Consider the following 25,835-nt stretch of genomic DNA (forward strand, 5'->3'; position numbering starts at 1 on the left):
CGACCTGCCGCTGTCCGGCCGGGCCGTGCACAACCTGATCACCTACACGGCCGAACCCGGCACCGCGTCCGAAGACCGGCTCAAGCTCCTCGCCAGCTGGGCCGCCACGCAGTCGAGGGACGCTACTGCCGGTGTGCCTCCTGGTACTCCTGGTCGGTGACGGGCTCGAGCCAGGTGGTGCCGTCTCCGCCCTCTTCGGGACCTTCGAGCAGGGCGTAGTGGCTCATGCAGGTGGTGGCGGTGCCGCCGTGCCAGTGCTCTTCGCCGGGCGGGGTCCAGACGGTGTCGCCGGCGCGCATGCGGATGACCTGGCCGTCCCGGTCGGCGACGAGGCCGACGCCTTCGGTGACGTGGAGCGTCTGGCCGACGGCGTGGGAGTGCCAGTGGGTGCGGGCGCCGGGGGTGAACCGCACCAGGGAGGCGACCAGGCGTGAGGGCGGCTGCGGTGTCTTGATCGCGGTGACGTAGACGTCGCCGGTGAAGCGTTCCGCGGGTGCCTTCGCGGTGTCGTTGACGGGGGTCAGTTCTATCTCTTCTCCTCGGGATTCGTGACGCCGGACTCGGGTCAGCTTCGGAAGACCTTCTTGGCGACCGCCATGGCGGCCATCGCCTGCGGCCAGCCGGTGTAGAACGCCAGATGGGTGATCGCTTCGATCAGCTCGGCCTCGGTGTTGCCGTTCTCCTTGGCCAAACCGAGGTGGAAGACGAGCTGATCGGTGTTGCCGTTCGTGGTCAGCGCGGCGACCGTGACGAGACTCCGTTCCTTCGGCGTCAATTCGGTGCGCTTCCACACCTCGCCGAAGAGCACGTCGTCGGTGAAGTGCACCAGCGCGGGGGCGAAGCCGCCGAACATCTTCTCCGCGCCGGACGGTTCCTTGTCTGTCATAAGAGTTTCCTTTCCTAGTACCGAGTACGCAGTCCCGCCACCGCTGCGAACGCGGCGACGGCGGCCATCGCGGCGGCGAGCAACAAGCTGATCCGCATCCCGGTGTCCCCACCGGACGGTCCGGCCAGCAGCGCACCGAAGACGGCGACGGCCAGTGCTCCGCCGAGCTGGCGGCTGGTGTTGAGCACTCCGCTCCGGGGCAGCAGAACCGCGGCCACGAGGCTGACCGGCACGTTGATCAGGAAGATCCAGCGCCAGCTCGCCGTGGTGAGCAGCCCGCCCAGCACCGGCCCGGCCGACGAGGCGACCGCGCCGCCCATCGCCCACGCCGCGACCGCGCGTCCCCGCCTCACCGGATCGGGGTACGCCTGCGCGATCAGCGCCATCGACGACGGCATCACCATCGCCGCGGCGGTGCCCTGGAGGAACCGGAACACCACCGGCACCGGCAGCACCGGCGCGACGCCGCACGCCAGCGACGTGACCGCGAACACGCCGACCCCGAGGCCGAACGCGCGTTTCGCGCCGATCCGGTCGCTCAGCGCCCCGGCCGAGAGCAGGAACGCGGCGAACATCAGCGTGTAGCCGTCGACCACCCACTGCAGCCCGGTGATCCCGCCGCCCAGGTCGGCGCGCATCGCGGGCAGCGCGACGTTGACGATCACCGCGTCCAGCGTGACGACGAAGAACCCGAGCAGGGCCGCAGCCGGCGTTGTCGTCTTTTCGGTCGTGGTCACCCCACGAGGCAACGCCTGGACGACGGCGCGCGGGAGGTCGCGTCTTTCCGGGTCATGGCAGAACCCCCCTGGTCGGCGGGGCGCGTCGTACCGTGGAGGGCGTGAACGCCAAGAGCACCGAGGTCCGCGACTTCCTCGTCACGCGCCGGGCCAAGATCACGCCCGAGCAGGCGGGGTTGCGGCACTACGGCGGCAACCGGCGGGTGCCGGGCCTGCGCCGCGAGGAGGTCGCGATGCTCGCCGGGGTGTCCGCCGACTACTACACGCGCGTCGAAAAGGGCAACCTCGCCGGCGTCTCCGACAGCGTGCTCGACGCGATCGCCGAAGCCCTCCAGCTCGACGAGGCCGAGCGCGTGTACCTGTTCGACCTGGCCCGCGCGGCCAACGCCGCCGGCCGGCCGCGAACGGCCACCGGGCAGCGCCGGCGGGTGCCGCAGCGGGTCCGGCCGGTGGTGCAGCAGATCCTCGACAGCATGACGACGACGGCCGCGTTCGTCCGCAATGGACGGTTGGACGTCCTGGCCACCAACCTGCTCGCCCGGGCGCTGTACTCGCCGGTGTTCGACAGCCCGACCCGCCCGAGCGAGGTCGCGTTGCCGAACCTGGCCCGGTTCGGCTTCCTCGACCCGGCGGCGCGCGACTACTTCCCCGACTACGACAAGTCCTGTCACACGTCGGTGGCGATCCTGCGCACCGAGGCGGGCCGGGATCCGCACAACCGGGACCTGTCCGACCTCGTCGGCGAGCTGTCCACCCGCAGCGAGGACTTCCGCACCCGCTGGGCCGCCCACGACGTCCGGCTGCACCGCACCGGGACCAAGGAGTTCCGCCACCCGGTGGTCGGCGAGCTGACGCTGGACTTCGAGGCGATGGAACTGACGGCCGACGCCGGGCTGACCCTCACCGCGTACGCCGCTCCGCCGGACACGCCGTCGGGGGAACGGCTGCAGCTGCTGGCCAGTTGGGCGATGGCGTCGAGCGGCCAGGCACCGCTCACGCGACCTTGATGACGACCTTGCCCGCGGTGTGCCCGTTCTCGACGGTGGCGAGGGCGGCCGGGGCGTCGGGGAGCGGGTGTACCGCGGTGATCACGGGCGCGAGGACCCCGTCGAGGGCCAGCCGGGCGGACCGCGCCAGGTTCTCGCGGTCGAGACGGCGTTCGACGAAACGTCCACCGAGATCAGCAACCGACATGTCACCCACGGAGATGACGTCGCGGGCCTCCCGGGCCAGCGGGGCGACCGTCCGCAGCGACGCGCCGCCGGCCAGGTCGACGATCCCGTCGAAGCCGTCCGGGACCAGCTCGCGTGCCGCGGCGACGACGTCCTCGGCGGTGTAGTCGACGAACCGTACCCCGACCGCTTCGGCGTGCTCGCGCTTGGCGGTGCTCCCGGTGCCGATCACCCGCAGCCCGCGTGCGGCGGCCAGCCGGGCGACGGCGAGGCCGACGCCGCCCCCGACGCCGTTGACCAGCACGGTGGCGCCGGCCGGGAGGCCGAGCTGGTCGAGCGCGTCCACCGCGGTCGTCCCGGCCACGGGCAGCGTGGCCGCCACGCTCGCGGACAGGCCCGCCGGGATGCGCGCGGTGTTGACCGCGGAGAGCACCGTCGTCTCGGCGTAGGTGCCGCCACCGGTGAGCGCGAAGCCGAAGACCGCGTCACCCACCTCGAGCCCGTCGACGTCTTCGCCCAGCGCGAGAACGGTTCCCGCCGCCTCCATGCCGAGCACGCGGGGGAACGGGCGCCCGCCGTCGAGCCCGGGGACCAGGCCCGAGCGCAGCAGGTGGTCGAGGGGGTTCACGCCGGCGACGGCGACCCGGATCAGCACCTCGCCACGACCGGGGACGGGATCGGGCCGATCGAAGAACTCCTGCACCTCGGGGCCGCCGTGCTCGCTGAAACCCCACGCCTGTCCCATTTTCCGCCGCCTTCCGGATCACCGGCCCGGTGGTTCCGGGCGCTGCCGCCATCGTCGGCTTTGACATCGGTGTGAGGGGCAAGCGGCTGAGGTTCAGGTCACAGCTTCAGGCAGGCTGGGCCGTGGACAGCTCCGCCCGGTGCCTGCTGTTGGCCTCGAGGAGCAGGTCGAGCGCGTCGCGGGTCTCGATCAGGTGCGCGATGTCGGCGTCGATCCGGTCGCGCTCGCGCAGCATCGCGGTGAACGTCTCCTCGGCGATGCCCAGGTCGTCGGGGACGTCCACGCACGGCAGCAGGGTCGCGATCACCCGGCTGGACATCCCCGCGTCGAACAGCCGCCGGATGAGCGAGACGCGCTGGACCTCGGCGTCGGAGTAGTGCCGCTGCCCGGCGTCGGAGCGTGAGCTGGTCAGCAGGCCCTGCTGTTCGTAGTACCGCAGTGAGCGCGGACTCACGCCCGTGCGCTTGGACAGCTCGCCGATCCGCATGCCCGCGAGCGTACGCCCGTCACGGGTTCGCGAGGCCGGTCACCGCAGGGCGGCGCGGTAGCGGCCGGGCGTCTGCCCGACGAGTTCGGTGAACGCGTCGATGAAGCTGCCCGGGTTCGCCCACCCCAGCCGGATCGCCGTGTCGGTCACCGACGTGCCTTCGCCGAGTTCGAGCAGGGCCCGCTGCACGCGCAGCAGGGTGCGCCACTGGTGGAAGCCCATCGACAGCTCGCTGCCGAACAGCCGGCTGAGGGTGCGTTCGCTGGAACCCGTCCGGTGCCCCAGTTCCGCCAGCGTCGCCGGGCTCGCCGGGTCGGCGTGCAGCAGGTCGGTGACGGCCTTCAGGCGGGCGTCGCGAGGCTCCGGGAGGCGCAACGGTTCCTCCGGGGCGCGCAGGAGTTCCGAAAGGACGACCTCCAGCAGCAGCCGGGCGCGGGGGCCGTCGGCCGGGTCGGCGATCTTCGCCAGGTAGGCCTCGCGCAGCAGCGCGCTCGCCACGAACACCGACGGCTCGGCCGGCAGCTGCCCGGCCGGTGCCGCCGGGACCTCGAGCAGCCGGACGTCGGTCCGGCCGTGCGAACGGCTGCTGTGGACGTGGAACGGCGGCACCCACGTGATGCGGTTCGCCGGCGCCACCCACGTACCGGCGCGGGTCGACGTGACCAGCGCCCCGGACGCGGCGTACCGGAGCTGGCCGAAGTCGTGGAAGTGGGCCGGGACGGCTTCGCCGTGCGCCAGCGGCTCGCAGACGGCCTGATCGCCGGCCCGGACGAGTTCGATCATCGGCACCCAGCCTAGCCTGGCGGGTTGTCGGAATTCTCTGGCGCGGCAACGGTGGTACGCGTCCGCTGCGGCGGCCATCGTCGGGGTATGCGAGTCATCACCCAGCACGCGTTCGGGGGCCCGGAGGTCCTGACCATCGAGGACGCGCCCGCACCCCGGCCCCTGCCGTCCGAAGTCCTCGTCCGCGTCGAAGCGATCGGGCTCAACCCCTTGGAACCGCGGCTGCGCGCCGGTGAGTTCCCGTTGCTCGGGCCGCCGCCGTTCGTGCTCGGCTGGGACGTCAGCGGCGTCGTCGAGGCGGCGCCGGGGACCTGGCGGTTCCGGCCCGGCGATGAGGTGTTCGGGATGCCGCTGTTCCCGCGGGCAGCCGGCGCGTACGCCGAGTTCGTCGCGGCGCCCGCCCTGCACCTGGCGCGCAAGCCGGCGTCGCTCTCCCACGTCGAAGCGGCGGCGCTGCCGGTCGCCGGGCTGACCGCGTGGCAAGGTCTCGTCGACCTCGCCGGCGTGACCGAAGGCGACCGCGTGCTGGTCCACGGCGGTGGCGGCGGGGTCGGCCACCTCGCGGTCCAGCTCGCGAAATCCCTTGGCGCGCACGTCATCGCGACCGCCGGCCCGACCAAGCGCGAGTTCGTCGAAGGGCTCGGCGCCGACGAGGTCGTCGACTACACGGCGGTCGACTTCACGGAGGTGACCGGCGACGTCGACGTGGTGCTCGACACGCTCGGCAGCGACGCCGCCGAGCGCTCACTCGAGGTGCTCCGCCCCGGAGGCCACCTCGTGACGGCGGTCGCCGACGAGGACACGGAGCTCATCGCGAAGTTCGAGGCGGCGGGCAGGCGCTTCAGCGGCATCGCGGTCGATCCCGACCCGGTCGCGCTGCGGGGGCTCGCCGATCTCGTCGACCGGGGCCAGCTCCGGATCCACGTGCAGGAGACGTTCCCGTTCGACCGCATCGCCGACGCGCACCGGCTGATCGAGCGGGGTCACCTGCGGGGCAAGGTGGTGCTCACCGTCTGATCCCCCGGCGGGCGCGGCGGTGGCGGCAGCGGCAGGTGCGGGTCGAGCTCGATGCCGCCGGCGCGCAGGGAGTCGTCGATGATGCGCCAGATCCAGCGGGTGAGCAGCTCGGTGAGCTGGGTGCGCGTGACGCCGCGGGGGCTTTCGAGCCACTGCGCGGTGCAGGAGTCGACGAGGCCGACGACGCCGAAGGAGATGAAGTCGGCGATGCGCGCGTCCAGCTTGAACGCCGTCAGGTAGAACTCGAACACCTGCGTGAGCTGGCGCGCGATCACCGTCTTGACGTCGGAGATCGCGTCCCGGCCGCCGATCTGGGCGTGGCGGGTCAGGTAGCGGTAGAGGTTGCCGTTGCCGGCGAGCCAGCCGGTGTGCGCGTCGACCGCGACGGTGATCATCTGCAGCGCGCTGCCCTGCGGCTCCCACACCGGCAGCAGCGCGGCGGTGATGAGCCCGGTCGCCCGGTCGGCGATCGCCCGCTTCAGGTCGGTGGCGTCGTCGAAGTGCTTGTACAGCTGGGGACGCGCGACGCCGGCGACGTCGGCGATGCGCTCGGTCGAGACGTCCGGGCCGTGCTCGGCGATCGCCCGCAGGGCGGCGTCGACGAACTCGCGACGCCGGCGCTCGCGTTGCCCTGCCCAGCGGGCCGCGCGGCCGTCGCCGGGGCGCGCTGAGGAGGACGTCACTTCGGAGACCCTACCGGGGAGCCGAGTAGGGCCTACACTTCTGTATCTGTTACTTTGAGGCCCGAGTTATCACGGAGCGTGGTTGCGGCGGGGATCGGAGTACGCGATGTGGGGAGCGGTGGACGACGGCGGCCCGCCGGACGCCCGGTTGATCGCCGGGTTCCGCCGGGGCGACGCGGTGGCGGGCGGCCGGCTGTTCCGCCGGCACGCCGAACCCCTGCGCCGGCTCGCCGCGGACTGGGGCGGCCGGCCCGCCGATTGGGACGACCTGGTGGCCGAGACGTTCACCTGCGTCCTCGCCGTGCTTCGCGCCGGTGGCGGGCCGCGGGAGCACCTCCGGCCGTACCTCGTGACGACGATGCGCGACCTGGCCGCCCGGTGGGGTGGGCCGCAGCCGGGGGCCGACGAGCTGGCCGGGGCGGCTTTCCACACGCTGCCGGCGCGGTGGCGGACGGTGCTGCGGAGCACCGTCGCCGACGGGCGCACAGCCGCCGAACTGGCGCCCGTGCTGGGTGTGTCGCCCACCGGCGTCGAGGCGCTGGCGGCGCGCGCCCGGGAGGCGTTGCGGCACGCCTACCTGGAGGCCCAGCGGAGTCCGGCGACAGCCGGCGGCCGTCCCGCGGTGGTGCCCGGGAAGCGGCGGTGAGCCCCGGTTCGGCGACGCCCATCTTCGACGCGCTGGTCGCCGAGACCGGCGTCCAGTGGCCGGGCCCGCACGCCGACGACGAACCCGGCGCGAGCCCGGTCCGTGAGCACGGCGGTCACCCCGTCGGGGAGGACTGACTCTTCCGGGTCAATCCCCGAACGCGAAAGAGCCCAGGCCGCCGGGCCTGGGCTTCCCCGCCGAGCACTACCGCGTGAACGTGAACCAGTTGATGTTGACGAAATCCGCCGAACCGCCCGAGAACGTCAGGTACACGTCGTGCACGCCGGTCGCGGAACCGACCACGTTCGCCGGGACCGTCTGCCACGACTGCCAGCCTCCGTTGTTGGCGAAGTCGATCTCCGCCAGCACCGGGCCCGACACGCCGTCGATGCGCGCGCGGATCGCGCCGCTCACCCCCGCCGGTGCGCCGGACGCCAGCCGGGCGACGAACTGGCGGGGCGAACTGGACCCGAAGTCGACTCCCGAATATCTCAACCAGTCGCCGTTCGCGATCCAGCCGACGTCCGTGCCGCCGCCCGAATCGCTGCACGCCTCGTTCTGCGTGCCGCTCTGGGCGCTGAACGACTCCGCCTGGATCGTCGAGTACGCGCTCGTGCCGCCGCCCGTCGGCGGGGGAGTCGTGCCGCCGCCACCCGGGCCCAGCGCCACCGTCCAGGACGTCGGGGCCGGGTCCTGGAGGTGGCCGTCCACCGGCTGGCTGCCCGTCGGGCCGACGTCGTCGTACGGGAACGCGTAGCCGATCGACGCGTGCTGGTGGACCAGGCGTGCGTAGTGGTTCGTCGTGGCGTCCTTGTAGTACTGCGAAGGCGCGACGCCGTCGGGCTGGTTGTTGCCGCCCGCGACCAGCAGGCTGCTGCGGTTGAGCGCGGCCGCGAGGCGGGCCGCGATGGCGCCGCGGGCGTCGCCGCCGGAGTTGTACAGCGGCCCGCTCGCGCAGCCGAAGATGTCGATCGCGCTCGGCTTGGTGAACGGCACGCCGTTGGTGTTCAGGCCGGCGAACACGATCGTGTCGCCGCTGACCGTGCCCGTGTACGAGCCGATGGCGCCCTGCCCGTTGATCGTCAGCGGCGTCGACCGGTAGTGGTCCCAGACGGCGTTGAGGTACCCGGTCCAGTAGCCGCCGAAGTCGGTCGGGGAATGGCCCGGCGCGAGCACGCGCACCACCTTGCCGGACGTGTCGGTGACGACCAGCTGGTCCCACGGCGCCCCGTCCGCGGAGTGCTGGGCGCGCAACCCGTCGGCGATGGCGCCGAGCGCGCCGTCGGGCAGCGGGCTGACCGACTGCGACCCCGCCGCGCCCGTCGTGGCCATCGACACCGGCAGCGCCACCATGTCGACGTAGCTGATGTTCGCGTAGAGGTTCGCGCTGTTGTAGGTGAATTCGGCGAACGTCCAGTTGGTCCGCCAGTTCGGGTCCGAGCTGGTGAAGCCGGGCTGCACCAGGCCGGGGCCCGGGTTGACGAAGAACTGGATCTTCTTGTCGGCCGAGAACCACACGCGCCCGCCGATGATGTAGTCGCGCAACGTCACCGTGACCTGGGCGCCCGAGCCGGTGAGCGGAATGGCGTAGTCGGGGACCGGCGTCACCGGTGAGGACGGGTTCGGCAGGCGCTGGAACTGGCCGCTCGCGGTGACGAACCCGGGCCAGCCGGAGGTGTCGGCGCCGCTGATGTAGGCGTAGACGGTGCCGTTGCCCGAATTGTTCTTCAGCGTCACCGGCAGGTTGGCCGCGGCCCGGGCGGCCGGCGCGGTGGCGGCCGACCACAGCGGCGCGCCGGCCACGGCGGCCAGACCGGCGGTGACGAAGGTACGCCTGGACAGCATGGCGCCTCCTGATGGGGAGAGCGGCACGTGCGTGGCGGCGGCACGCGTCCGCGACGGTGGGGACGGCCGAACGCTAAGGACGCCTCGCCGCAATGGTCAAGACCATTCGACGCGGTCGGGTACGGGCGGCCGGAGACCCTGCCCGCGAGTACACCCCACCGCGGCTACTCCATTCGAGGGCAGGCTGCCCCCTGGTCGATCAACTTAGGTTGTCGGTGCCAGCGACCTTTTCCGCTAGCCGCACCACGTCCCGGCCCGGTTGACTCAGTACCGGAGCACCGCGCCGAGGCGAGCGCGGCCGAAGGCCCGGCGGGAGAACTCCCCCCTCCCGCCTGCGAGGTACGACGTCCGGCGCACCCAGCCCCCAGTACGGTGTGCCGGACGTCGTGCCGCTCACGGCAAGAAGAAATCCACAAAGGATGGTCAGACGGCCGCTGCGGCCCCGAGGTGACGGCGGGCGCTGTCGGCCAGCTCGTCGATGTTGCGGTCCAGCAGCGACTTCAGGTATCCGGGGCCGATGCCGAAGTCGTCGAAGCCGGTCACCAGGCCCCGCAGCTTGTCGATCCGCACCTCGCCGCGCTTGGCGGGCATATCGACCAGCTTGCGCTCGGCGCGGGTGCCGAGGCGCTCCTCCAGCCCGTCGACGATGTCCTCGATCGCCTCCGACCGCCCGGAAGCCACGTTGACGACCTCGTCGCGGACGCCCTGGGTGAGCAGCGAGTCGATCATCCGCATCATGTCGCCGACGTCGAGCAGGTCGCGCGAAACGCCCGAGTGCAGCGTGACCTCGCCCGAGAGCAGCTGCCGCGTCAGGGACGGCAGCAGCTGGTGCGACGACTGCCCCGGCCCGACGATGTGCGACAGCCGCAGCACGAGCCACCGGGCGCCGGAGAGCGCGCAGACGTGTTCGAGGCACAGCTTGTGCCGCCCGTACGGGGTGAGCGGGAAAACCGCGCCGCCCTCGGTGCCGACCGACCGGTCGGCGCCGTACATGCCGGTCGACGCGGTGGACAGGAAGATCACCGTGCGGCCGGTGGCCCGGCAGCGGTCGATCACGTCGTAGACCAAAGTGGACTCGCGCTGGAACGCCGAGACGTCGTTGACGAGCACCGTCGAGACGCCCGCCGCGATGAGGGTGACGTCCGGGTGCCGGTCGCCGAAGTACCGCCGGGTGTGGTGGGCGATGAAGCCGTTCCCGATGATCTCCATCAGCCGATCACCGCCGCGGCGTGCGTGAAGACGTCGCCGGCGAGCCGCGCGGTGGCCACCGACGAGGCGAGCCAACCGGCTTCGGAGTCGTCGCGCCCGGCCAGCGCGGCGACGGCGAACGAGCGCAGCGACAGCTCGAACTGGTGCGCCGGCGGCAGCCACAGCTCCTCGACGTGGTCCTGTTCTTCGATGCGCAGCACGGGTTGCCGCCCCGGTGGCGGGGTGAACGCGCGGTCGAGCGACAGCGCGGCGGCGCTGCCCCACAGGTCGTAGCGCGAGCGGTAGCTGTGCTGGAACCCGAAGTCGAGGGACGCGGTGACCCCGCTCGCCGAGGTGAGCAGCGCGTGCCCGGCGACGTCCACGCCGGTCTCGTCGAACTCGAGCGTGGCCCCGGTGACCCGGAGTTCGGGCCCCAGCAGGAAAAGCGCGGCGCGCAAGGGGTACACGCCGACGTCGAGCAAGGCCCCGCCGCCGAGGGAGGGCTGGTAGCGGATGTCCTCGGCGGGCAGCGGCGGGATGCCGAAGGACGCGGTGAACGTCCGGAGCTCGCCCAGCCGCCCACCGTCGAGGAGTTCCCGCACCTTCGCGTGCTGCGGGTGGTGCACGAACGTGAAGTTCTCCCGCAGCACCAAGTCCTGCTTCGCGGCCAGCTCGGCGAGGTCCTCGGCCTGGTCGAGGGTCAGCGTGAGCGGCTTCTCGCACAGCACGTGCTTCCCGGCCAGCAACGCCTTCCGCGTCCACTCGTGGTGCAGCGCGGTCGGCAAGGAGATGTAGACGGCGTCGACGTCGGGGCTGTCCAGCAGCTCGTCGTAGGTCGACGCGGTGACGCCGAAGCGCCGCGCGAAGTCGGCGGCCTTCTGCGGCAGGCGGGCCGCGACCTCGGTCAGCTCCAGTTCGGCGACGCCGGCCAGCGCGGGCAGGGTGCGCCGCGCGGCGATCGACGAGCAGCCCAGCGCGCCCAGGCGCAGCGGCCGGTTCACCGCAGGCCCCGCAGGCACGCGATCAGGCTCCGGGCCTGCACGTTGACGTAGTGGCTGTGCCGCAGCAGCTCGTTGAGCTGGTTGAGGGTGAGCCACCGGAAGTCGGCGAGCCCGGCGTCCGGGAAGTCCGCGGGCACCTCGATGATCTGGTAGTCGCTGTAGGCGTGGTGGAACCGGCCGCCCTCTTCCGAGAGCTGGGCGGCGAAGAGCACTTGGTCCTCGCGTCTGCCCAGCACCGTGTCGAGGAACGGCGGGCGGTGCGCGGGCGGGGTGAGCACGTAGTTGTCCGGGGTGCACTGCACGGTCGGCGCGAGCTCCACCACGTCGAGGTAGCCGGGTTCGACGCGGGCGTTGAGCAGCGCGTGCAGCACCCCGTCGACGCGCTTGACGAGCAGCGCCACCACACCCGCGCCGTGCGGGCGGACCAGCGGCTGCGTCCATCGCGCGACCTCACGGCCGTTGGTGGTGATGTCGACGGCGATGATGCTGAAGAACAGGCCGAGCTCGTGGGAGATCTCGGCCGGGGTCCGGACCCAGTTGGCGACCTGACCGAGGGGCAGTGAGCTGGTGCGCACGACGTGCTGGGCCTGGCGTGAGGTGATCCAGCTGAGCACCTCGGTGCGCGTGTGCAGGCTGCCGGTGGGCTGGGCCGACGACCGCGCCACCGCCGCGGCGAGGTCGCTCACGGCGTCGGCCTCGCGGCCCTCGAGCCCGGCCGGCATGCACGACAGCACCGTGCGGGCGTCCATGTTGACGAGGTTGTCCTGCTTGAGCAGCTCGTGCAGCTGGCCGAGGGTGAGCCAGCGGAAGTCGTCGGGCAGCTCGCCGTCCTCTTCGAACTCCGCGGCCTCGACGATCATGTTCCGGTTGCGCTTGCGGTAGAACCACGAGCCCTGCTCGGACTGCAGCACGTCGGCGAGCACGGTCTCCGGGTCGGGGTCGCGGAAGTGGTCCAGGTAGGGGACCGGCCGCCCGCCGTGCACGCGGGTGTAGTTGCTCTTGGTCGCCTGGACGGTCGGCGAGATCTGGACGCCGTTGACGTTGCCCGGCTCGGACTTCGCCTGCATCAGGCAGTGCAGGACGCCGTCGATCTCCTTGACGAGGATGCCGAGGATGCCGATCTCCGGCTGGTTGATGATCGGCTGCGACCAGTGCGTGACGGGCCCGTGGTCGGTGTCGACCTCCAGGCCTTCGACGCCGAAGAAGCGGCCGCTCTCGTGCCGCAGGTTCCCGCTGCCGGCCTCGAAGCCCCACTGGCGCAGTTCGCCGAACTCGATGCGCCGGACTTCGTGGCGGTGGGCCAGGTTGCGTTCGGCGATCCAGCCGGCCAGGAGCGCGTTCGGGGTCGCGACGCCGTCGGTGGCGGCCGCCGACTTGGCCAGCCGGTGGGGCAGCGTCAAGTCGGGTTTGCGGAGCAAGCCGGTTCCGGTGGGGCGCTCCATGGATTTCACCTCGCGTGGCCGGCGGACGGGATGTCCTAGTTGTAGCCGGGGAAATCTAGGAGGAATGCTGGTCTTCGGGCCGGTGCCGCGGGGACACTAGGCGATTCATTGGATTGCCTGTGCAGACGCCGGGGACGGCCCGCGCGCCGACCTAGGGTGGCCGCCGTGGACGTCTCCCGTGGGCATGTCGCCTTCTTCGGTTTCCCGGGCTTCGGTCACCTCCGGCCGACGCTGCCGGTCGTGCGCGAGCTGCTCGCGCGCGGGTACGAAGTGTCTTATGTGGTCGCCGAGCGGTTCGCCGGCGTGGTCGCCGAGACCGGCGCGACGGTGCTGACCTACCCGTCCGCGTTCCCGGAGTCGATGCCGGACGTGCACACCGCCGACGACCTCGCCGCCGTGCTCGCGCACTACCTCGACGAGGCCTACGCCCCGCTCGCCACCGCGTGGCCGGCGTTCGCGGACCGCCCGGTGGACCTCGTGGTCGAGGACGTGTTGAGCACCGACGTCGGCGGGCTCGTCGCGCGGCGCGCCGGCTGCGGCGTCGTCCGGCTGTTCGCCGGGTTCGGCGGCAACGACGAGGTCCCGCTCAACGGCAGCGAGGTCGAGCTGGCCGGCCCGCCGCTCGACCCCGCGCACCCCGCGCTGGCGGCGTGCGGCGAGCGCATCACCGCGCTGCTGGCGGAGTCCGGCCTCGACGCGCCGCCGGACTTCCCGTCCGGTGGCGGGGAAGTCGTCGCGAACCTCGTGTTCGTGCCCCGCGCCTTCCAGCCGCGGGCCGAGTGCTTCGGCGACGAGTTCGTGTTCGTCGGCCCGGCCGGCGACGACGGCGCGGCCACCGGCGGCTGGGCCCCGCCCGGCGGGGACGTCCCCGTCGTGCTGGTGTCGCTGGGCACGTCGTCCAACAGCAACCCCGGGTTCTTCACCGCCTGCGGGCAGGCGTTCGCGGGCACCGGCTGGCGGGTCGTGATGACCACCGCGGGCCACGTCGGCGACGACGTCGCGGCGGCCATGCCCGACAACGTCGAGCTGCACTCGTGGCTCGACCACCGCGCGGTCCTCCCGCACACCGACGTCGTCGTCTGCCAGGCCGGGACGGGCTCGCTGATGGACGCGTTCGGCCACGGCGTCCCGGTGGTCGCCGTGCCGCAGCGCCCGGAGGCGCGGGTGACGGCGGCGCAGGTCGAGCGGCTGGGTCTGGGCCGCGCGCTGCTCGACGACGTGACCGGCGACGACGTCCGCGACGCCGTGCTCGCGGTCGCCGCCGACGCGGCGATGGCGAAGGAGGTCGCGCGGATGCGGGAGGCGATCCGGGTGGCAGGCGGCGCGAAACGGGCGGTGGACGTGCTCGAACGCGCCGTCCGGGCCGGCGATGGGGAAAAGGCATGAGCGACGACGACAAGCTGCGCGGGTACCTCAAGAAGGTCACCGCCGACCTCTACCGGACGCGCGAGCGGCTGCGTGACGCGGAGGACCGCGAGCACGAGCCGATCGCGATCGTGGCGATGAGCTGCCGCTACCCCGGCGGCGTCCGTTCGCCCGAGGACCTGTGGGACCTCGTGGCTTCGGGCCGTGACGCCATCTCGGGGTTCCCCGTCAACCGCGGCTGGGACCTCGACGCGCTCTACGACCCCGACCCCGAACGCGCCGGCAAGTGCTACACGCGCCACGGCGGTTTCCTGCACGACGCCGACCAGTTCGACCCGGAGTTCTTCGGCATCTCCCCGCGTGAGGCGCAGACGATCGACCCGCAGCAGCGGCTCCTGCTCGAAACGGCGTGGGAGGCCTTCGAACGCGGCGGGATCGATCCGGCGACGCTGCGCGGGAGCAGCACCGGTGTGTTCGCCGGGGTGATGTACAACGACTACGCGACGCGGCTGACCGACCTGCCCGCGAGCCTCGAAGGCTATGTGGGCAACGGAAGTGCCGCCAGCATCGCGTCCGGCCGGGTGGCCTACACCTTCGGCCTGGAAGGTCCGGCGGTCACGGTCGACACGGCGTGTTCGTCGTCGCTGGTGGCCCTGCACTGGGCCGCGCAGGCACTGCGGCGCGGCGACTGCTCGCTGGCGCTGGCCGGCGGCGTCGCGGTGATGTCGACGCCGGTGACGTTCATCGGGTTCAGCCGGCAGCGCGGGCTCTCACCGGACGGCCGGTGCCGGTCCTACGCCGACGCCGCGGGCGGCACCGGATGGGGCGAAGGCGCCGGTTTTCTGTTGCTGGAACGGCTTTCCGACGCGCGGCGCAACGGCCACCCGGTGCTCGCGGTGGTGCGGGGATCCGCCGTCAACTCCGACGGTGCGAGCAGCGGGCTGACGGCGCCGAACGGGCCGTCGCAGCAGCGGGTCATCCGTGCCGCGCTCGCCGACGCGGGACTGTCCACTTCGGACGTCGACGTCGTCGAGGGTCATGGCACCGGGACGACGCTGGGCGACCCGATCGAGGCGCAGGCGCTGCTGGCGACCTACGGCCGGGACCGCGCGGGCGGGGCGCCGTTGTGGCTGGGCTCCGCGAAGTCGAACTTCGGCCACACGCAGGCCGCGGCCGGCGTCGGCGGGGTCATCAAGATGGTCATGGCCCTGCGGAACGATCTGCTGCCGCGTACTTTGCACGCCGAAGTTCCCTCATCCAAAGTGGACTGGGAGGCCGGTTCGGTTCGGCTGTTGCAGGAAGCCGTCGAATGGCCGGAGGGGGAGCGACCGCGGCGCGCCGGGGTCTCGTCCTTCGGCGTGAGCGGGACCAACGCGCACACGATCATCGAGCAGGCGCCCTCGCTTGCGGAGGATCCGGTCGAGCCGGGCGTTCCGGGGCTGGTTCCGGTCGTCCTTTCGGGCAAGAGTCCCGAGGCGGTGCGTGCGCAGGCGGAACGGCTGCTGTCGCGTGTGGACGGTCTGCGGCCGGTCGACGTCGGCTACTCGCTGGCCACCACGCGGACGGCGTTCGAGCACCGCGCGGTCGTCGTCGCCTCGACGGCGGAGGAACTGCGGGCCGGCCTGGCTGCGCCGGTGATCGGCGAAACCGTTGCGGGCAAGACGGCTTACGTGTTCCCGGGCCAGGGCGCGCAGCAGCCGGGGATGGGACGCGAGCTGTACGCCGCGTTCCCCGTGTTCGCGCAGGCCTTCGACGAGGTTTGCGCCGGTTTCACCGGGTTGCGGGACCTGGTCTTCGGCGGCGGTGAGCTGGACCGCACCGAGGTGACGCAGCCCGCGCTGTTCGCCGTCGAGGTCGCGCTGTACCGGCTCCTGGAGTCGTGGGGGCTGACGCCGGACTTCGTCATGGGGCACTCGATCGGCGAGCTGGCCGCCGCGCACGTCGCCGGGGTGTTCTCACTGGCGGACGCGTGCCGGCTGGTCGCCGCCCGGGCCCGGCTCATGCAGTCGGTGTCCGCGGCCGGGGCGATGGCCTCGGTGCGGGCCACCGAGGACGAGGTGCGGCCGCTGCTGCGCGACGGCGTGGCCATCGCGGCGGTCAACGGGCCTTCTGCCGTGGTCGTCTCCGGGGACGTCGACGCCGTCGAGGAGATCGCGGCCCGGTTCGCCGGGTCGAAGCGGCTGCGCGTCAGCCACGCGTTCCACTCACCGCACATGGACGCGATCCTGAGCGGGTTCCGCGCGGTCGCTTCGACGATTTCCTATGCGGCGCCGAAGGTTCCGGTGGTGTCCAATGTGACCGGTGAACCCACCGACGTCGCCTCGGCGGAGTACTGGACCGAGCACATCCGCGCGACGGTCCGGTTCCACGACGGGATGCGCTGGCTCGCGGCCAACCGCGTGACGCGGTTCGTGACACCCGGGCCGGGCGGCGCCGTGGCCGCGATGGCCGGCGACTGCGTGGACGCCCTGGTGGTGCCGGTCCTGCGCCGGGACCGCGACGAGGTGCGCACGTTCACCGAAGCCGTCGGGAAGCTGCACGTGGCCGGGTTCAGCCCGGACTGGGAAGCGGTGTTCGCCGGCCGCGGGGCGCGGGTGGTGGACCTGCCGACGTACGCCTTCCAGCGGGAACGCTATTGGCTGGACGGGCAGCGCGCGGTCAAGCCCGGTGGTGCGCTGTACCGGGTGTCGCAGGTTCCCGCCGGCGGTGGCGAACCGGCGGTCGACTGGCACGAGCTGGGTTCCTCCGACGTGCCGCCGGTGGTGTACTTCCGGTGCGAGGCCGAGGGGGACGTCGTCTCGGCTGCGCACGAGTTGGCGCGAGAAGCCTTGGAAGTGCTGCAGACTTGGTTGTCCGATGATCGGTACGCCCGTTCGAAGCTGGTCTTCGTCACGCGAGGCGTGGCTGGGGCAGCGGTGCGGGGACTGGTCCGGTCCGCGCAGGCCGAGCACCCCGGCCGGTTCGTCTTGGCAGACGTCGACGGCGAGCTGCCCGGATCTTTTCTTACGGAGGAGCCGGAGGCTGTTTACGCCGGTGGTGCGATCACCGTGCCGCGGCTGGTGGCGTCCACTTCGGACGGAACTGGCCGGCTCGACGGGACTGTGCTCGTCACCGGTGGAGCTGGGTCGCTGGGAAGTGAGTTGGCCCGGCACCTGGTCCGGGCACACGACGTGCGACGGCTCGTTCTCGTGAGCCGTCGGGGGCCGGCCGCTCCGGGTGCGCAGGAACTGCAAGCCGAGCTGGCGGCCGAAGGTGCCGATGTGGTGCTCGCCGCTTGCGATGTCGCCGACCGGCAAGCGCTTGCTTCGCTTCTCGGCGAGGTCGGCCCGTTGACCGCGGTGGTGCACGCGGCCGGGGTGCTGGACGACGGGGTCGTCTCCTCGTTGACGCCCGAGCGGCTGGCGGCGGTGTTGCGCCCGAAGCTCGACGCGGCTTGGAACCTGCACGAACTCACCGAGGGACTGTCGGCTTTCGTGCTGTTCTCGTCGGCCGCAGGGGTACTCGGTGGGGCGGGGCAGGGCAACTACGCGGCGGCCAACGCGTTCCTCGACGCGCTCGCCGCGCACCGGCGAGAGCTGGGGTTGCCGGGGGTGTCGCTGGCGTGGGGACCGTGGGCACCGGACGGCGGCATGACCGGGCAGTTGACGGAGGCCGAGATCGCCCGCATGCGCCAGGGCGGGGTCCGGCCGCTGGCGGCCCGTGACGCACTGGCGCTGTTCGACCGCGCGCTGGTCAGTCCCGACGCGCTGGTGGTGCCGATCGACTTCGCGGTCGGCGACCTGGACACCACCCGGCCGCTGCTCGCCGGACTCGCGGTAGATGCGACTGCGCGCTCCGGCTCGGCGGGCCTGCTCGGCGGGCTTGCCGGAGATTGGGGCGCCCGGCTCGCGGGCGATCCTGCCGCGCATCCCGGCTTGCCGGGCCTGCTCGCCGGACTTGCAGCCGATCCCGCCGCACGCTCCGGCCTGCCGGGCCTACTCGGCGGGGCGACCGCCGCGCAGCCAGGCTTCCTCGGCCTCCTCGCCGCCCTCCCCGAAGCCGACCGCCCCGCCGCCGCGCTCGACCTGGTCCGCGCCCAAGTCGCCGCGGTTCTCGGCCATCCCTCCACCGCCACCGTCCGGGCCGACCGGCCGTTCGCCGATCTCGGGTTCGACTCCCTCACCGCCGTCGAACTGCGCAACGCCCTCGGCCGCGAGACCGGTCTCACCCTGCCCTCCACCCTCGTCTTCGACCACCCGACCCCGCGCGCCCTCGCCGAGCACCTGCTCGGCTCGGCCACCCCCGCACCCGAAAAAACCACCACTGCCGACAAAACCGAACCGATCGCCATCGTGGCCATGAGCTGCCGGTTCCCCGGCGGTGTCAGCACCCCCGAACAGCTCTGGGACCTCCTCGACGCCGGCCGTGACGTCGTCTCGCCGTTCCCCGACGACCGCGGCTGGCACCTCGACCGCCTCTACCACCCCGACCCCGACCACCCCGGCACCTGCTACACCCGCGAAGGCGGCTTCCTCGCCGACGCCGCCGGCTTCGACCCCGAATTCTTCGAGGTGTCGCCGCGCGAGGCCGTCGCCATGGATCCGCAGCAACGCTTGCTCCTCGAGACCGCCTGGGAAGCCTTCGAACGCGCCGGGCTCGACCCGGCGACGCTCCGCGGCAGCCGCACCGGGGTCTTCGCCGGGACCAACGGCCAGGACTACTCCACCCTCCTGCGCGACTCCGCCGACGACGTCGCCGGGCACCTCGGCACCGGCAACGCCGCGAGCGTCCTGTCCGGCCGCGTCTCCTACACCTTCGGGCTCGAAGGCCCGGCCGTCACCGTCGACACCGCGTGCTCGTCGTCCCTGGTCGCGTTGCACCTCGCCGCGCAGTCGCTGCGGGCCGGCGAATGCTCGCTCGCGCTGGCCGGCGGGGTCACCGTGATGGCCACGCCCGCCGGGTTCGTCGAGTTCAGCAGGCAGCGCGGGCTCGCCGAAGACGGCCGCTGCAAAGCCTTCTCCGACGACGCCGACGGCACCGGCTGGTCCGAAGGTGCCGGGATCCTGCTGCTGGAACGGCTTTCCGACGCTCAGCGCCACGGCCGGCAGATCTTGGCCGTGCTGCGTGGCTCGGCCGTGAACCAGGACGGTTCCAGCAACGGCCTCACCGCCCCGAACGGTCCTTCCCAGCAACGCGTCATCCGCGCCGCACTCGCCGACGCCGGACTCGAACCGTCCGAAGTGGACGCCGTGGAGGCGCACGGCACCGGCACCCGGCTCGGCGACCCGATCGAAGCCCAGGCGCTGCTCGCCACCTACGGGCAGGACCGCGACCGTCCACTGTGGCTCGGCGCGGTCAAGTCGAACCTCGGTCACACCCAGGCCGCCGCCGGGGTCGCCGGTGTCATCAAGACGGTCCTCGCGCTGAACCACGAACTGCTACCACGCACCTTGCACGCCGACGTCCCGTCGGAGCGTGTCGACTGGACGACCGGGCACGTCCGGCTGCTCACCGAACCGGTCGCCTGGCCCGCCGCCGAACGCCCGCGGCGGGCCGCAGTCTCCGCGTTCGGCTTCAGCGGTACCAACGCCCACGCCGTGCTGGAAGAAGCGCCGCCGACATCCAAGTCCTTTGTAGACAAATTGACCGGGAGACTGTGGCCGCTGTCCGGTCACACCGAGGCCGCGCTGTCCGCGCAGGCCGCCGCGCTGCTTCCGCTGGCCGAACAGGGAACCGACGGCATCGGCGCGGCGCTGGTCAAGCGGACGGCCTTCGACCACCGGGCGGTCGTGGCGGCACCCGACCAGGCCACCGCCGTGCGGAACCTGCGGCTGCTGGCCGAGGGTGGCGAAGGCCCCGGCGTCGTACGCGGCCGCGTCATCGACGAGGGCCGTTCGGCGTTCCTGTTCACCGGTCAGGGCGCCCAGCGCGCGGGCATGGGACTCGCACTGCGCGAGGAGTTCCCCGTGTTCGCAGAGGCTTTCGACGCGGCCTGCGCGCGGTTCGACCTGCCCCTGCACGAGGTGATCGCGGAGGGCGGCGAGCGGCTCGGTCAGACGCAGTTCACCCAGCCGGCCCTGTTCGCGGTCGAGGTCGCGCTGTTCCGCCTGCTGGAGTCGTGGGGGCTGACCCCGGACTTCGTCACGGGCCACTCCATCGGCGAACTCGCGGCCGCCCACGTGGCCGGCGTCCTCAGCCTCGACGACGCCTGCACGCTCGTCGCCGCCCGCGGCCGGCTCATGCAGGAACTGCCGGCCGCCGGCGCGATGGTGGCCGTGCGGGCGACCGAAGACGAGGTCCGGCCGCTGCTCACGGCGTCGGCGGACATCGCCGCCGTCAACGGGCCCACGTCGATCGTCGTGTCCGGAGTGGAGGAGGACGTCCTCGGCATCGCCGCGCACTTCACGAGCCTGGGCCGGGAGACCAAGCGGTTGCGCACCAGCCACGCGTTCCACTCCCCGCTGATGGACCCCATGCTCGCGCGGTTCCGCGAAGTCGCCCATGGGCTGTCCTATCGGGACCCGAAGATCGGGATGGTCTCGGACGTCACCGATGCCGAGCACTGGGTCCGCCACGTGCGGGACACCGTCCGCTTCGCCGACGACGTCGGCCGGCTGGCGGCGAAGGGGGTCACGCGGTTCGTCGAGGTGGGCCCGGACGCCGTGCTCTCGGCCATGGTCGGGGACTGCGTCGTCGACGACGTCTTCGTCACCGCGACCCAGCGCCGGACGCGGCCGGACGTCGAGGCGCTGCTGACCGCGGTCGCCGAGGCCCACGTGCACGGCTTTTCCCCGGACTGGACCACCTTGCACCCCGGCGCCCGGGCCGACCTGCCCACGTATCCGTTCCAGCGCCGCCGCTTCTGGCCCGCCGGCACCGGGCGTGCCGGTGACGTCGCGACCGCCGGGCTGGCCGCCAGCCCGCACCCGTTCCTCGGCGCGACCGTCGAACTGGCCGGGTCCGCGGGCGTCCTCGGCACCGGCCGGCTCTCGCTGCGCACCCACCCCTGGCTCGCCGGCCACGCCATCGGCGGCGCGGTGCTCTTCCCCGGGACGGCGTTCGTCGACCTCGCCGTCGACGCGGGCGACCGCGCCGGCCGCCCGCAGGTCGAAGAACTGACCCTCGGGACGCCGCTGGTGCTGCCCGGGTCCGGCGGCGTCCGGCTCCAGGTCCTGACCGGCGCGCCGGACGAGTCCGGGGCGTGCTCGCTGACCGTCCATTCGCGACCCGAGGACGCGGCGCCGGACAGTCCGTGGACGCTGCACGCGAGCGGCGTGCTGACGGCCGAGGCGCCGGCGCGAGGCGAGGACCTCACCGCGTGGCCGCCTCCGGGCGCGGAACTCCTCGAGACCGACGGGCTCTACGACCGGCTCGCGGACAGCGGCTTCGGCTACGGGCCCGTCTTCCAGGGTTTGCGGCGAGCGTGGCGGCACGGCGAGGACGTCTACGCCGAGGTCGAACTGCCCGAGGAGGCGGACGCGTCGGCGTTCGGGCTGCACCCGGCGCTGCTCGACGCGGTCCTGCACGCGGCGGCGTTCCTGCCGTTCGCGCCCGCTCCGCACGGCAGGCTGCCGTTCTCCTGGCGAGGGGTGTCGTTGCACGCCGAAGGCGCGCGCGGCCTGCGGGTGCGGCTCACCAAGACCGGCGCCGAGTCCCTCGCGATCGCCGTCGCCGATTCCGCCGGCCGGGCAGTGGCCACTGTGGACTCCCTGACGTTGCGCGAGTTCCAACCGGACCAGCCGGCGGCCCGGCCGGACGCACTGTACCGGCTCACCTGGCCCGTCCACGACGGCGATCTCATGGATCCGAAGTGGACGGTCGTCGACGAGCTCGCCGCCGTCACCGACGTTCCGGACGTCGTCGTGGTGCCGTTCGCGGGACGGCCGGTGTACGACGCGCTCGCCCTCGTCCAGAGTTGGCTCGCTCAAGATCGGTTCACCCACGCGAAACTGGCGCTGCTCACCTCCGGCGCGGTCGTCGCCGAAGACGGCGACGGCCCGGTCGACCCCGCGCTCGCCGCGGTCTGGGGCCTGGTGCGCTCGGCGCAGTCCGAACACCCGGGCCGGTTCGTGCTGGTGGACTCCGACGGCTCGGCCGAACCCGCCGCCGCATTGGCGACGGGGGAGAACCAGGTCGCCCTCCGCGCCGGCGTGGCCCGGGTGGCGCGGCTGGCCAAGGGAACCGACGCACTCACCGTCCCCGCCGGACCGTGGCGGGTCGACATCGCCGAGCGCGGCACCCTCGACGGCCTGACCGTCGTGCCGTGCCCCGAGTTCGCCGAGCCGGTCGCGCCGGGCGCGGTGCGGATCGCCGTGCGCGCCGCCGGCGTGAACTTCCGGGACGTCCTGAACACGCTGGGCATGTACCCCGGCCCGGCCACTTCGCCGGGGCTGGAGGGTGCCGGGGTCGTCACAGCGGTCGGCGACGGCGTCACGCGGTTCGCGCCCGGCGACCGGGTGATGGGCCTGTTCGGCGGCGCGTTCGGACCGGTGGCCGAGGTCGACGAGCGGATGGTCTGCCGGCTGCCCGCCGGCCTGTCGTTCGCGCAGGGCGCGTCGGTGCCGGTGGTGTTCCTGACCGCGCTCTACGCCCTGACCGATCTGGGCGACCTGCGGCCCGGCGAGAGCGTCCTGGTGCACGCGGCGGCCGGCGGCGTCGGGATGGCCGCGGTGCAACTGGCGAAGCTGCTCGGCGCGGACGTGTACGGCACCGCGAGCGCCGGCAAGCAGGACGCACTGCGGGCCGGCGGTCTCGCGGACGACCACATCGCGTCCTCGCGGACGTTGGACTTCGAGGCCGCGTTCCTCGCGGCCACCAAGGGCCGGGGCGTCGACGTCGTGCTGGACTCCCTGTCCGGGGACTTCGTGGACGCGTCGCTGCGGCTGCTGCCGCGCGGCGGCCGCTTCCTGGAGATGGGCAAGACCGACGTGCGCGACGCCGCCGAGGTCGCCGCGGCGCACCCGGGGGTCGCCTACCAGGCGTTCGACCTGGTCGAGGCCGGGTACGACCGCATCCGCGAGCTGTTCGACCGGCTGCTGGGCTGGTTCGAGGACGGTTCGCTGACGCCGGTGCCGGTCACCGCGTGGGACGTCCGGCGCGCACCCGCCGCGTTCCGGCACGTGAGCCACGCCAAGCACGTCGGCAAGGTCGTGCTGACCGTGCCCGCGCCGCTCGGCCCGGACGGGACCGTGCTGATCACCGGCGGCACCGGCGGGCTCGGCCGGCTGCTGGCCCGGCACCTCGCCGGCTCCGGCGTCCGGCACCTGCTGCTGACGAGCCGCCGCGGCCCGGCGGCCGAGGGCGTCGACGAGCTGCGGGCCGAACTGTCCGCGCTGGGGGCCGAGACTTCCGTGGTCGCGTGCGACGCGGCCGATCGGGACGCGCTGGCGAAGGTCTTGGCCGGGGTGCGGCTGACCGCGGTGGTGCACGCGGCCGGGGTGCTCGACGACGGCCTGGTCGAAGCGCTTTCCCCGGACCGGCTGGGCACCGTGCTGCGGCCGAAGGCCGTGGCCGCAATCAACTTGGACGAGCTGACGCGCGACCACGATTTGTCCGCGTTCGTCCTGTTTTCCTCGGCCGCGGGCGTGCTCGGCGCGCCCGGGCAGGGCAACTACGCCGCCGCAAACGCTTTCCTGGACGGGCTCGCCCGGCAACGGCGTTCCGCGGGACTGCCCGCGCTGGCGCTGGCCTGGGGCCCGTGGCTGCCGACCGGCGGCATGACGGCCGGGCTGTCCGACGCCGACGTGCGCCGGATGACGCGGTCGGGGCTGCCGCCGCTGCCCGCGGACCAGGGCCTGGCGCTGTTCGACGCCGCATGGGACGCGCCCGAGGCGGTGCTGGTGCCGATGCTGGTCGACCCGCGGGCGCTGGGCCCCGACGTCCCGGAGCAGCTGCGCGGGCTGGTCCGGACCGCCGTCCGGCGCCGCGCGGCCGAAGGGCCGCAGGGCTGGCGGGAGCGCCTGGCGGGAATGTCCGGCGAGGACCGGCGGCAGGCACTGGTGGACCTGGTGTGCGCGCAGGTGGGCGCGGTGCTGGGCTACGGCGACGTCGTCGACCCGGCCCGGGTGTTCAAGGAGCTGGGCTTCGACTCGCTGACGGCGGTGGAACTGCGCAACCGCCTGACCGCGGCGACCGGTGTCCGCCTGCCGGCGACGCTGATCTTCGACTACCCGACCCCGGTCGCATTGGCCGGCTGCCTCGGCGGGGAACTGTTCCCCGAGTCCGAAGTGGACGCCGGCGCGGCCGACGACTTCAGCGACCTGGACGTCGACGACCTGGTGCGGCTGGCCCTCGGCGCCGACGAGGGCTGAAACGAGAAGCGGCCGTCCTGGTGACCCCCCGACGGGACACCAGGACGGCCGCGAAGCCCGTCCGCAAGGGCTTTCAGGAAATGAAGAAGCGACGCCGGCCCGCGGCCGTCGTCTTGCGGGAAGCCGCGCTGCGGACGAAGAACGCCAAGCCCGCGAGAATGGTCACGCAGCCGCCGATCACGCCGATCGTGTGCTCGCCCGCGTTCAGGATGATGACGATCCCGCCCGCGACCAGGATCAGCCCCATGACGAGGGAAACGAACGGGCGGCCGCCTTGTTCTTTGGCCATGGGAAACTCCTCGGGAACATTCGGTGGTCGATTGCCTGTGATCGATTCAAGCACGGCGCGAACTGCATTGTGAGTCCTCGAAAGTCGTCATCCGACCATCGAAAGTTGACGTTGCCCGAGTTGCCGGTCGCCCACCGTGCTGAGAAGATCACGCAGGTCCGGGGGTTGCAACTTTGGTTGCGGCGACAAGCCACCTTGTGCCGTAGCACGACGGCCGTGGCAGCCGGTTCACTTGACCCAGGCACACAGGATCGAAGTAGCGAAGTAGCGGAGTACGGAGCAGGCGCTTGATCACAGCACGAGATCTGACGAAGCGGTACGGCGACACGACGGCCGTCCACGGGCTGTCGTTCGACATCAAGCCCGGCGTCGTGACCGGTTTCCTGGGCCCCAACGGCGCGGGCAAGTCGACCACCATGCGGATGATCCTCGGCCTCGACGCCCCCAGCGGCGGCTCGGTCACCGTCAACGGCAAGGCCTACCGCGACCTCCCCGCGCCGATGCGCGAGGTCGGCGCGCTGCTCGACGCCAAGGCCGTCCACGGCGCGCGCACCGCCTACCGGCACCTGCAGTGGGTGGCCCAGGCCGGCGGCATCCCGCGCAAGCGCGTCGACGAGGTGCTCGACGCGGTCGGCCTCACCGACGTCGCCGGCAAGAAGGTCGGGAACTTCTCCCTCGGCATGTACCAGCGGCTCGGCATCGCGACGGCGTTGCTCGGTGACCCGCCGACGCTGCTGTTCGACGAGCCGGTCAACGGCCTCGACCCCGAGGGCATCTTCTGGATCCGGACGCTGATGCAGGACCTCGCCGCCGAGGGGCGGACGGTCTTCGTGTCCAGCCACCTGATGAACGAGATGGAAGAGACCGCCGAGCACGTCATCGTGATCGGCCGCGGTGAGCTGATCGCCGACATGCCGATCACCGACTTCACCCAGCGCAGCGCGCGCAGCCACGTCCACGTCGTCTCGCCGAGCGCCACCGAGCTGGCCGAAGCCCTCGAACGCGCGGGCGCCAAGGTGACGAAGCTGGACGACGGCTCGCTCAACGTCGTCGGCCTGGACGCGCCGGAGATCGGCGACCTCGCGCTGGAACGGCGGCTCGGACTGCACGAGCTGACGCCGGTCCGCGCCAGCCTCGAAGCCGCGTTCATGGACCTCACCAAGGACAGCGTGCAGTACCGGTCGCACAGCGGCGCGCCGCCGGCGGAGGAGAAGGTGCTCGAGACGGTGCGGGCGCTCGCGTCGGAAGGGACGGACTGAC

General features: G+C 72.6%; 19 protein-coding genes. 7 read left to right on the forward strand and 12 right to left on the reverse strand.

What is annotated here, in order from left to right:
* Positions 1-122: 122 nt before the first annotated feature.
* The 3 genes from ACIQWX_RS27035 to ACIQWX_RS27045 all read right to left on the reverse strand — a co-directional run bounded on the left by ACIQWX_RS27035 (position 123) and on the right by ACIQWX_RS27045 (position 1,623).
* Positions 123-413 (reverse strand): cupin domain-containing protein, encoded by a 291-nt coding sequence (locus tag ACIQWX_RS27035; RefSeq protein WP_400876694.1) that lies wholly within the window; start codon positions 411-413, stop codon positions 123-125.
* Positions 414-565: 152 nt separating this feature from the next.
* Complete coding sequence (locus ACIQWX_RS27040) at positions 566-886, reverse strand: carboxymuconolactone decarboxylase family protein (protein WP_400876697.1); 321 nt, start codon at positions 884-886, stop codon at positions 566-568.
* Between the two features lie 14 nt (positions 887-900).
* Positions 901-1,623, reverse strand: coding sequence for an MFS transporter (locus ACIQWX_RS27045; RefSeq protein WP_400876700.1), 723 nt, complete (start codon positions 1,621-1,623; stop codon positions 901-903).
* A gap of 101 nt (positions 1,624-1,724) precedes the next feature.
* On the opposite strand from ACIQWX_RS27045, the gene ACIQWX_RS27050 reads away from it, so the two are divergent.
* Positions 1,725-2,630, forward strand: coding sequence for a helix-turn-helix transcriptional regulator (locus tag ACIQWX_RS27050; RefSeq protein ID WP_400876703.1), 906 nt, complete (start codon positions 1,725-1,727; stop codon positions 2,628-2,630).
* Here the strand turns inward: ACIQWX_RS27050 and ACIQWX_RS27055 are convergent.
* From ACIQWX_RS27055 to ACIQWX_RS27065, 3 genes are all read right to left on the reverse strand, one after another.
* On the reverse strand, positions 2,617-3,540 hold the full coding sequence (locus ACIQWX_RS27055; RefSeq protein WP_400876706.1) for an NADP-dependent oxidoreductase: 924 nt from the start codon (positions 3,538-3,540) through the stop codon (positions 2,617-2,619). The genes ACIQWX_RS27050 and ACIQWX_RS27055 overlap by 14 nt on opposite strands.
* A gap of 106 nt (positions 3,541-3,646) precedes the next feature.
* A complete protein-coding gene (locus ACIQWX_RS27060) occupies positions 3,647-4,027 on the reverse strand; it encodes a MerR family transcriptional regulator (protein WP_400876709.1) in 381 nt (126 codons plus the stop codon).
* A gap of 39 nt (positions 4,028-4,066) precedes the next feature.
* Positions 4,067-4,810 (reverse strand): AraC family transcriptional regulator, encoded by a 744-nt coding sequence (locus ACIQWX_RS27065; RefSeq protein WP_400876712.1) that lies wholly within the window; start codon positions 4,808-4,810, stop codon positions 4,067-4,069.
* An 87-nt stretch (positions 4,811-4,897) separates the two neighbouring features.
* Between ACIQWX_RS27065 and ACIQWX_RS27070 the strand changes: the two genes are divergently transcribed.
* Entirely contained in the window at positions 4,898-5,827 is a 930-nt protein-coding gene (locus tag ACIQWX_RS27070; RefSeq protein ID WP_400876715.1) for an NADP-dependent oxidoreductase, read from the forward strand.
* On the opposite strand, the gene ACIQWX_RS27075 is transcribed toward ACIQWX_RS27070, so the two are convergent.
* Positions 5,794-6,510, reverse strand: a complete 717-nt coding sequence (locus ACIQWX_RS27075; RefSeq protein ID WP_400876718.1) for a TetR/AcrR family transcriptional regulator — start codon at positions 6,508-6,510, stop codon at positions 5,794-5,796. The genes ACIQWX_RS27070 and ACIQWX_RS27075 overlap by 34 nt on opposite strands.
* An 82-nt stretch (positions 6,511-6,592) precedes the next feature.
* Between ACIQWX_RS27075 and ACIQWX_RS27080 the strand changes: the two genes are divergently transcribed.
* Together ACIQWX_RS27080 and ACIQWX_RS27085 are read left to right on the forward strand one after the other, a co-directional pair.
* Positions 6,593-7,156 carry an RNA polymerase sigma factor gene (locus ACIQWX_RS27080; protein WP_400876721.1) on the forward strand — a complete coding sequence of 188 codons (564 nt, stop codon included), beginning with the start codon at positions 6,593-6,595 and terminating at the stop codon, positions 7,154-7,156.
* Positions 7,153-7,293, forward strand: a complete 141-nt coding sequence (locus ACIQWX_RS27085; RefSeq protein WP_400876724.1) for a hypothetical protein — start codon at positions 7,153-7,155, stop codon at positions 7,291-7,293. Before ACIQWX_RS27080 ends, ACIQWX_RS27085 begins: the two co-directional genes overlap by 4 nt.
* Before the next feature lie 67 nt (positions 7,294-7,360).
* Here ACIQWX_RS27085 and ACIQWX_RS27090 read toward each other — a convergent pair whose 3' ends face one another.
* The 4 genes from ACIQWX_RS27090 to ACIQWX_RS27105 all read right to left on the reverse strand — a co-directional run bounded on the left by ACIQWX_RS27090 (position 7,361) and on the right by ACIQWX_RS27105 (position 12,632).
* Positions 7,361-9,001: a beta-1,3-glucanase family protein gene (locus ACIQWX_RS27090; RefSeq protein WP_400876727.1), complete on the reverse strand. Its 1,641-nt coding sequence runs from the start codon at positions 8,999-9,001 to the stop codon at positions 7,361-7,363.
* A gap of 423 nt (positions 9,002-9,424) precedes the next feature.
* Positions 9,425-10,210 carry an NAD-dependent epimerase/dehydratase family protein gene (locus tag ACIQWX_RS27095; RefSeq protein WP_400876730.1) on the reverse strand — a complete coding sequence of 262 codons (786 nt, stop codon included), beginning with the start codon at positions 10,208-10,210 and terminating at the stop codon, positions 9,425-9,427.
* A complete protein-coding gene (locus tag ACIQWX_RS27100) occupies positions 10,210-11,208 on the reverse strand; it encodes a Gfo/Idh/MocA family protein (protein WP_400876733.1) in 999 nt (332 codons plus the stop codon). Before ACIQWX_RS27100 ends, ACIQWX_RS27095 begins: the two co-directional genes overlap by 1 nt.
* Positions 11,187-12,632, reverse strand: coding sequence for an NDP-hexose 2,3-dehydratase family protein (locus ACIQWX_RS27105; protein ID WP_400876736.1), 1,446 nt, complete (start codon positions 12,630-12,632; stop codon positions 11,187-11,189). Before ACIQWX_RS27105 ends, ACIQWX_RS27100 begins: the two co-directional genes overlap by 22 nt.
* Before the next feature lie 165 nt (positions 12,633-12,797).
* Between ACIQWX_RS27105 and ACIQWX_RS27110 the strand changes: the two genes are divergently transcribed.
* Complete coding sequence (locus ACIQWX_RS27110; protein ID WP_400876739.1) at positions 12,798-14,018, forward strand: macrolide family glycosyltransferase; 1,221 nt, start codon at positions 12,798-12,800, stop codon at positions 14,016-14,018.
* Positions 14,015-24,286 carry an SDR family NAD(P)-dependent oxidoreductase gene (locus tag ACIQWX_RS27115; protein ID WP_400876742.1) on the forward strand — a complete coding sequence of 3,424 codons (10,272 nt, stop codon included), beginning with the start codon at positions 14,015-14,017 and terminating at the stop codon, positions 24,284-24,286. Before ACIQWX_RS27110 ends, ACIQWX_RS27115 begins: the two co-directional genes overlap by 4 nt.
* Positions 24,287-24,359: 73 nt before the next feature.
* Here the strand turns inward: ACIQWX_RS27115 and ACIQWX_RS27120 are convergent, their stop codons facing one another.
* A complete protein-coding gene (locus tag ACIQWX_RS27120) occupies positions 24,360-24,575 on the reverse strand; it encodes a hypothetical protein (RefSeq protein WP_400876745.1) in 216 nt (71 codons plus the stop codon).
* A 287-nt stretch (positions 24,576-24,862) separates the two neighbouring features.
* Between ACIQWX_RS27120 and ACIQWX_RS27125 the strand changes: the two genes are divergently transcribed.
* The gene (locus ACIQWX_RS27125; protein WP_400876748.1) at positions 24,863-25,834 is read left to right on the forward strand and encodes an ABC transporter ATP-binding protein; all 972 of its coding nucleotides are present in this window, start codon (positions 24,863-24,865) and stop codon (positions 25,832-25,834) included.
* Position 25,835 lies beyond the last annotated feature (1 nt).

This window comes from Amycolatopsis sp. NPDC098790 (assembly GCF_044759945.1).
Classification (GTDB): Bacteria; Actinomycetota; Actinomycetes; order Mycobacteriales; family Pseudonocardiaceae; genus Amycolatopsis.